This is a genomic window from uncultured Arcobacter sp., assembly GCF_937982575.1.
Lineage (GTDB): Bacteria > Campylobacterota > Campylobacteria > Campylobacterales > Arcobacteraceae > Arcobacter.
This window is the reverse complement of record NZ_CALJLR010000026.1, coordinates 1-6,861: the sequence shown is the minus strand read 5'-3', so window position 1 is coordinate 6,861 and position 6,861 is coordinate 1. Positions and strand designations below refer to the sequence as shown.

Genomic DNA, 6,861 nt, shown 5'->3' with positions numbered 1-6,861 from the left:
AATTAGATAGATTAGTTTACCTTTAAATATCTTTCTTAATCTATCCATGAAATAATAATATTCATCTAGTTCTTCTTGAAGTGTACCTTCTTCATATGGATGTTTATCAAAGTGAGATGGACTAATAAAATCAAGTATATCTCCTCCTAAAACTATTGTGCTGTATTTATTCTCTTTAATATCTAAGAATAAATTTTCTACTGCTTCTTCATTTTCATAAGGGATATGTAAATCACTTACCCATAATATGTCTTCATTCATTTCAATAACCCCTCTATTATTCTTGTTATGTGATTTATGAATTGCTCTTCAAAGTATTCATAACTTTCTGCACTATCACAATTACTTGCTTCTTTCTTATACATATGGTGTAAACCATGCATTAATTCATGGATAAATATGTTATTCATTCTTTCCAAAGAAAAATCATTACATTCTTCTCCAAATTGTATTTTAAATTCTTTTTCATAAGGATTAACTTCTACTTCGGCAAGACTATTTCCATCTAATTTTTTTACGGTTTCTTTAATACCTAATTGATGATATTCAAGTTGTAATGGTTTTCTTACAACTTCCCATAACTTCATCATTTCCTTTATGTATTTAAACTTCTTCATCTTTTCAAACCTCTTCCATTTATTCTACAATTAATCATATTGTTATAATATTTATCTTTAAATAATACTTCTTTGTCAAATTGTTCTTTTGTTTCATAATAATTCATTTCTGTTTTATTCTTACACAATCTTATTATATGTCTTGCAAAGTTTTGTTTACCCAATCTCTCAACATCTTTCTTGAGTTCATCATTACTTCCCCAATAATTCTTCCAATCAGATTCATATTTAATATGTCTTTTTCTCTTCTTTCCCTTTAATGGAGGAAGTGTTTTCTTGAACCAGAATTTTTTCTGTCCAATATACTTCTTACCATCTATTCTATTTGTAATAACATAAACAAAACCAATATAATCTTCAACATTGGTTGGTGCATGAAACCAAGGGGATATAAATTCATCTGCAATCTCAGAAACATCTTTATCTCCAAAGTAATCTCTTGCAATTGCTTTTCTTTTATCAATTCCATTAATTCCCATACTTCATCCCCTTTAATCCTTCTATCATATAAAGCATTGTTTCCAATTCATCTTTACTTGAATTGTTTATTAAGTATAAAAATGCTCTTAATTGATATTTATCGGCTATCATTTTCACAAGTCCTCTGGTAACAACATTTACATAATGCTTTATTAAAGTATTTACCATACTTGCATTTAGATGTCATCTCTTCGGTAACATCTTTGTAAATCCTACCTTTTCTGTATATCATTTATTCTTGCCTTCATAATATTTAGCCATTAAACTATTTAGGGCATCAGATTTATTTTGGAATATTTTATTAATATCTAATAATTCTTTATATTCTTCATCTATTTGCTGTTCAATTGATTTTTTAATACTTGCCATTTTCTAACATCTCCTTTGCCTCTAAGAAACTACAACCATGCTTCATTTGAACCATTGTGAATATATCTCCACCTCTGTCTTGATTAAAATCATAAAACACACCTTTTTTATCATTATATGCAAGACATGCTTTACTTTTAGACACACCAAATGGAGTATCTGTTCTTGTTTTGGTAATATCAATACCCCATTTAGATAGTATGTCTGACGGTTTAATTTTTTGCTTAAGTGATGAGGTATCAGAACTACTATTTAAGCTTTGTGTATTTTTATTATATAGTTTGGAGTATATAGTTTGTATTTTACTTAACAATTTTTGGTCTAACTCAAGTTTACCTTCTCTAATTTCAATTAATCTTTTATGTTTACCTGTCTTTAAATGAGGTCTATCTTCCATTGCAATAAAACCATTCTTCTTGGCTAAATCACAATCATACTTTTTAATAAATTCTGCTCTATACTGAATTCTTATTCTTGGATTCTCTTTTTGCAACTCATTTACTCTAATGTGAAAATGTTCTCCTCTACTACCAGTATCATACCTTTTATAAGGAACATTATTTTTAATGAGTTGTTTTCTAACCTTATGAGCATGTAACTTAGATTCAGAATCTAATATTATTTCATCATCGTACAACTCCCTCAGATTAGCATCATTAATCTGTTCAACTGTACTATCTCCATACTGTCTTGATGATGTCCAGCTTTTAGTGAAGTCTGCTTGACCATCCTCTCCCATACATAATTTCATTATTCTCATAGTACCCTCCATAATAATATAATTAATATTATCCATCCGAAGTAATATATAAACTTTGTGGTTTTTAATTTGTCTTTTATATTTGTTCTTTTTAATTTAACAGCTGTTAATCTATTGTCGTAATTCATAATAATGTCACAACTCCATTCTTGATTTCCATTATCTGACCATATAATTTCATTTTATTTATTGTATCTTCTTCTGTTTGTGTTGCTCTTAATAATATATTAATATCTATTCCCTTTCCATCTCTATCAAACTTCTTTAGATATTTGATAACTATCTCAGAAGGGTCTTCTTTAACTTCTTCTTCAATAGTTTCATCAGATTCTAAAGGTTGAAGATTGGTAGGGAGAGGAGAGGTTTTTACCCCTACCATCTTCAAATACTCTAAGTGAGCATCGTAAAGTTTATTAATTAAGTCATTATACTCTCCTTCATCTCTTGCATACTTACTAACCCATTTTTTAATGGTATTGATATTCTTTTCCCATCTTCCATTTCCAGACATATCCAATTCAGATTGTAATTTATAATTCTTGGTGTCATCGTTTGGATTTTCTTGATAATGTAATAATGTTCTTAAGAATCTCAAATAGAAATCCCAATTCTCAGATACTATTTCATTTATATCAACAACTGCATTGTAATCTGTTTTAAGTTTACCATTAAACAAGAATGGTAGAATACGATTGTTAACTGCTCCTGCATTTGTCCATAACACATCAAAATACTTATCTTGATTTTTGTATTGTTCAATATCGTTATATGCAATAACTACTGATAATTTACTGATATTGTAATCTTCTTTACTTCCCTTTGATGCTCTACTTCTCTTAACATACTTATTGTTAAAATCTGCTGTTGCCAATAAGAATTGTTCAACATCATCTTTACTTGTTGAACCAATACCAGACACTTCATTTAGAAAGATTAATTTATTAAATAACAAGTATTCTAATTTTGCAATGGTTGGATTACTAATCATACCAACATTACCAACAAGAGAATTAATAAGGTTAACCTTACTATCCTTTCCAAATTCTGGAGGTGTTGCAACTCTAACATTTATTCTATCCATTATTGAAGTTAGAACAATAAGTTTCCACAATGTATTATGAATTGGATTCTCATGTCTTGCCTCTGCAAAGCTATCTACTAAATCTCTAAATGACATCTGCTTCTCTGGTTTAATTCTCATTGGTCTTAAAGCAACCTTACCAGTATCTTCATTGATTTTAGGTAATCTATACCCTTTATTTCTAAATGATACCTGCTCATACTTCTCAACCATCAGAGGTAACTTATTGATAAATTTAGATGGGATAAGATAAATAACTTTACCCTTCTTTAAAGGATAGAAAAACATCGTTATTTCTTGTTTTTCTCCGTTAGAATCAACATATTCTTTGATATACATCTCATCTCCTGTAATCATATTCTCTGTTAAAAGTCTATCGTAGTACCTATCAAAGAATGTGTCAACACATTCATATCTCCATCTATCAGTATTCATAATTCCTCAGCCTCTCCAATTTCTAATGATACTTTCTTCTTCTTTGTTTTCTTAAACTTAGTTTTTCTATCCTCTGGTTTAAATGAGAATGTAGATACACAAATAGGTGGACTTGATGTTCCATCAGAATATACTTTATATTCAAATACTGATTGAACTCCAACCTTACGAGTACCAATTACCTTCTTCCCCTCTAGTTTTAACATTTTATTTTCCTCTTTTATGTGACATCAAGGCAGGAAACTCCTAGCATCGCCCATGTGGATTTTGGTCTGTTTCCAACCTCCATCCAACTGGTTCATGTTTTACCAAAAAGGAATGACCTTTTACCTTGTCACATAAATTTAAAATAATCTAACAATATATATAAATCCTAATATAATTAAATAAATCACCCAGACCATCATTGCCATTGTAAATAAACTATTAACTACATTTTTATTGTTTGGTTCTTTCATTGAATAGCACCTCAATTCTCTTTTCATCTACTCCATTATCATTGAATAATGTAAACCATTGATTGTAATCGTTATATGCTCCTTGGTCTAATAAGAAGTCTACTAACTCATCCTCATAATATACCTTTCCGTCTTTATACTCTTTTGGACACTTAACACGTTTTGAAGAAGAAGATGAAGAAGAATTATCTTCTTCGTCTTCAATTTCACTAAAACTCTTCAATACACTTGATAAACCATCTCCTTTAGGTTTTGGTTTATTTCCTTCTAATACTTCCAAAGTATAGTAAGGGTTTCCAGTACTCTTATTCTCTTTCATTACTTTCTCTATTGTTACTGGTGTTCCTTCATTTACCTTACAAATCCTTAAGAATGGACTTCCTTCGCTTTGGAAAGTCTTCACTTCTTTCCCATCTATCTCTACTACCATCAAGTACCACTTACCATACTTTGTTGTACCTTCTGATACAAAACCTTTCGGAGTGAACGTAAGTTTCTCTCCAACATCCATGACCTTTGTGTTAATCTTAGCCATTAAACTTGTAAAGGTTTTTCCGTCTTTTTCTTTATTTTCTTCTTTTATTTCTATTGGCATTAATACCACCTCATTGTTGTACTGCTTTCTTTATTTTGTCAAATTCTACATATCTCTGATATAAAGCTTTTGCTAACTTTATCATCTCTTCAATTTCTTCTTTGTCGTTTGTTCTGACTGTGATTCCTCCCTTAGTTGCAGGAGTTCCAATTCCAAATTGGTATTTGTATTCCATTTTATTCTTTCATTACCCACTCAACAAACTTATCTGCATAAGTAAGTAATACGTCTGTATCTTTGTTGTCAACTAACTCTGACCATTCAACAGCTCTATTTAAACAAGATTGCTTAACAATCATTAGTTGTTTTTTGTCGTTTAGATTTGTCATGCTTTGCAATGCCATTTTTTTATCCTCCTTTGAGATAGGGTATTCCTTCTCATATTTAAGCTTTGTGGTTTTGTTTTTTATAGTTTGGAATATATACTTTCTATAATTATAATTACCCATTCTATCATTAAAACCTTTAACCGATGCTTCTTTGTTATACTTCATTTTATAGTCTTACTTTGTTTTACAACTCATAATCAAAGATGAATTGTATAAGTTTTGAGATGTTTAAAGATGTTTAAAAGACCTTTAGGGTATACTTTCTCCTTAATAAGCTTTATGGATATTGTTTATATATATTAGAACATATATATTCTAACATATACGTTCCAATATAGATTTTCTACCACCATTGTAATTGTTATGTTTACCTCTCCTATCACAACTCTTACAAACCTTTGTATTATTTCCTAAAGATATAAAAGAGTTTTCACATCTCCTGCACCATCTCTTTCTTAGTTGTTTCATTCGTAATACATCTCTGCTGTTCCAATTTGATTATTGTTGTATTCTTCGTCAACGTGTTCTGCCCACTTCTCTGCGTGTCTATCATGGATAAACTCTTGAGTTAACTCAATTAACTTCTCATCCATAAACTCCATCCATAAACCTTTATATTTGTTCACAAATGTTTGACTTAAATACTCAATGTTTTGCTCTTCAAATTCTAACATATCATTTCCATTCATTTTATTTACCTCACAAGTGTAACTTAGTAACGCAGATACCTACTTTACTATTGTTAAGATGTTTAAATACTTCACCTTCTTTGTCTCCTTTCTTTTTAACCCACTCGGATAACTCACGAGATGGGATAGTTGTTCTCCTCAATCCTAATCCATACACATCACTGCAGTCTACCATTAATAACCACCTAACCCTATTTTTACTTCTACTTTAACACTATCATTTCCCACAATTAAATATAATGGGTCATAGTCTTCTGTTACATACTCCTTTAATCCCCATTTATCAAGGAATTTTACCAAATCATTTCTAAATTTTTCTATCATTCTTTACACCTCAGTTCGTATACTTTAGCTTTAAGTTGTTGTACATCTTTAGCTAATTCTTTTAATGCTGTTTCTTGAGTATTTAATATCCTTAATAGTGTGTCCATTGCTTTCATTCTTCTACCTCCTTAACTTCTTCAACCCATACTTCATCATAAGTATCTAAATCAAACTTATGAAAAGTATTCATGGCTTTTTCTTCTGCTTCTTTTTTATTCTCTGCTTCAACTTCTCTTCTGTCTAATATTGTGTGTCTAACTAAATCTACATAGTATTTCATTCTTCCACCTCATTATTTATACATCCTTCACATTTCTTCGTCTATTCTATTCTTGTAAAATAGATTTTAGTATCTCTTGTATTCACCCTAAATTTCATATCTAATAATTTATTTATATTTGGCTTCATAGCATAATATTTTCTCCTTAAATGGTATCTATCTGCTTCTTCTTCAACGTGGGATATGTCTAAACAAATAATCTCACCGAGTTTTAGATTTTCTGCTACTTGTATCAACTCCTGATACTCTTTAGTTCTATGGTATCCCCACTGCTTCCTATTTAATCCATCCATATCTTTTACTTTTTCCCATTTATTTTCTTTTCTATTCATTTTCTTTCCTCCAATTAAATCAATCTTTAGATTGTTTAATCCATCTTTTAGTTAATTATCTCTCCATTTTAGCACAATACTTTAAATAATGTTTAAGTATTTGCTCGTTGTC

General features: G+C 29.8%; 15 protein-coding genes. All 15 read right to left on the bottom strand.

Features of this window, described 5'->3' with window-relative positions; translation table 11 throughout:
• A partial coding sequence (locus Q0617_RS13175) for a hypothetical protein (protein ID WP_298753812.1) occupies positions 1-261 on the bottom strand: 261 nt, incomplete at its 3' end.
• Complete coding sequence (locus tag Q0617_RS13170; protein WP_298753811.1) at positions 258-617, bottom strand: hypothetical protein; 360 nt, start codon at positions 615-617, stop codon at positions 258-260. The genes Q0617_RS13175 and Q0617_RS13170, both read right to left, overlap by 4 nt.
• Complete coding sequence (locus Q0617_RS13165; RefSeq protein WP_298753810.1) at positions 614-1,096, bottom strand: hypothetical protein; 483 nt, start codon at positions 1,094-1,096, stop codon at positions 614-616. Before Q0617_RS13165 ends, Q0617_RS13170 begins: the two co-directional genes overlap by 4 nt.
• Entirely contained in the window at positions 1,086-1,208 is a 123-nt protein-coding gene (locus Q0617_RS13160) for a hypothetical protein (RefSeq protein ID WP_298753808.1), read from the bottom strand. Before Q0617_RS13160 ends, Q0617_RS13165 begins: the two co-directional genes overlap by 11 nt.
• A 117-nt stretch (positions 1,209-1,325) precedes the next feature.
• Positions 1,326-1,466, bottom strand: coding sequence for a hypothetical protein (locus Q0617_RS13155; protein ID WP_298753806.1), 141 nt, complete (start codon positions 1,464-1,466; stop codon positions 1,326-1,328).
• The gene (locus Q0617_RS13150; RefSeq protein ID WP_298753804.1) at positions 1,453-2,226 is read right to left on the bottom strand and encodes a hypothetical protein; all 774 of its coding nucleotides are present in this window, start codon (positions 2,224-2,226) and stop codon (positions 1,453-1,455) included. The genes Q0617_RS13155 and Q0617_RS13150 overlap by 14 nt, the downstream gene beginning before the upstream one ends.
• Positions 2,227-2,350: 124 nt before the next feature.
• Positions 2,351-3,742 carry a hypothetical protein gene (locus Q0617_RS13145; protein ID WP_298753802.1) on the bottom strand — a complete coding sequence of 464 codons (1,392 nt, stop codon included), beginning with the start codon at positions 3,740-3,742 and terminating at the stop codon, positions 2,351-2,353.
• Positions 3,739-3,948, bottom strand: coding sequence for a hypothetical protein (locus Q0617_RS13140; protein WP_298753800.1), 210 nt, complete (start codon positions 3,946-3,948; stop codon positions 3,739-3,741). The genes Q0617_RS13145 and Q0617_RS13140 overlap by 4 nt, the downstream gene beginning before the upstream one ends.
• 232 nt (positions 3,949-4,180) lie before the next feature.
• Positions 4,181-4,795, bottom strand: coding sequence for a hypothetical protein (locus tag Q0617_RS13135; protein WP_298753798.1), 615 nt, complete (start codon positions 4,793-4,795; stop codon positions 4,181-4,183).
• A gap of 10 nt (positions 4,796-4,805) precedes the next feature.
• Positions 4,806-4,970, bottom strand: coding sequence for a hypothetical protein (locus Q0617_RS13130; RefSeq protein ID WP_298753796.1), 165 nt, complete (start codon positions 4,968-4,970; stop codon positions 4,806-4,808).
• Between the two features lies 1 nt (position 4,971).
• On the bottom strand, positions 4,972-5,289 hold the full coding sequence (locus tag Q0617_RS13125) for a hypothetical protein (RefSeq protein WP_298753794.1): 318 nt from the start codon (positions 5,287-5,289) through the stop codon (positions 4,972-4,974).
• 299 nt (positions 5,290-5,588) lie between these two features.
• The gene (locus Q0617_RS13120; protein WP_298753792.1) at positions 5,589-5,813 is read right to left on the bottom strand and encodes a hypothetical protein; all 225 of its coding nucleotides are present in this window, start codon (positions 5,811-5,813) and stop codon (positions 5,589-5,591) included.
• Between the two features lie 174 nt (positions 5,814-5,987).
• Positions 5,988-6,137 (bottom strand): hypothetical protein, encoded by a 150-nt coding sequence (locus Q0617_RS13115; protein ID WP_298753789.1) that lies wholly within the window; start codon positions 6,135-6,137, stop codon positions 5,988-5,990.
• A 112-nt stretch (positions 6,138-6,249) separates the two neighbouring features.
• On the bottom strand, positions 6,250-6,417 hold the full coding sequence (locus Q0617_RS13110; RefSeq protein WP_298753788.1) for a hypothetical protein: 168 nt from the start codon (positions 6,415-6,417) through the stop codon (positions 6,250-6,252).
• A 41-nt stretch (positions 6,418-6,458) separates the two neighbouring features.
• Complete coding sequence (locus Q0617_RS13105) at positions 6,459-6,749, bottom strand: hypothetical protein (RefSeq protein WP_298753787.1); 291 nt, start codon at positions 6,747-6,749, stop codon at positions 6,459-6,461.
• Positions 6,750-6,861 lie beyond the last annotated feature (112 nt).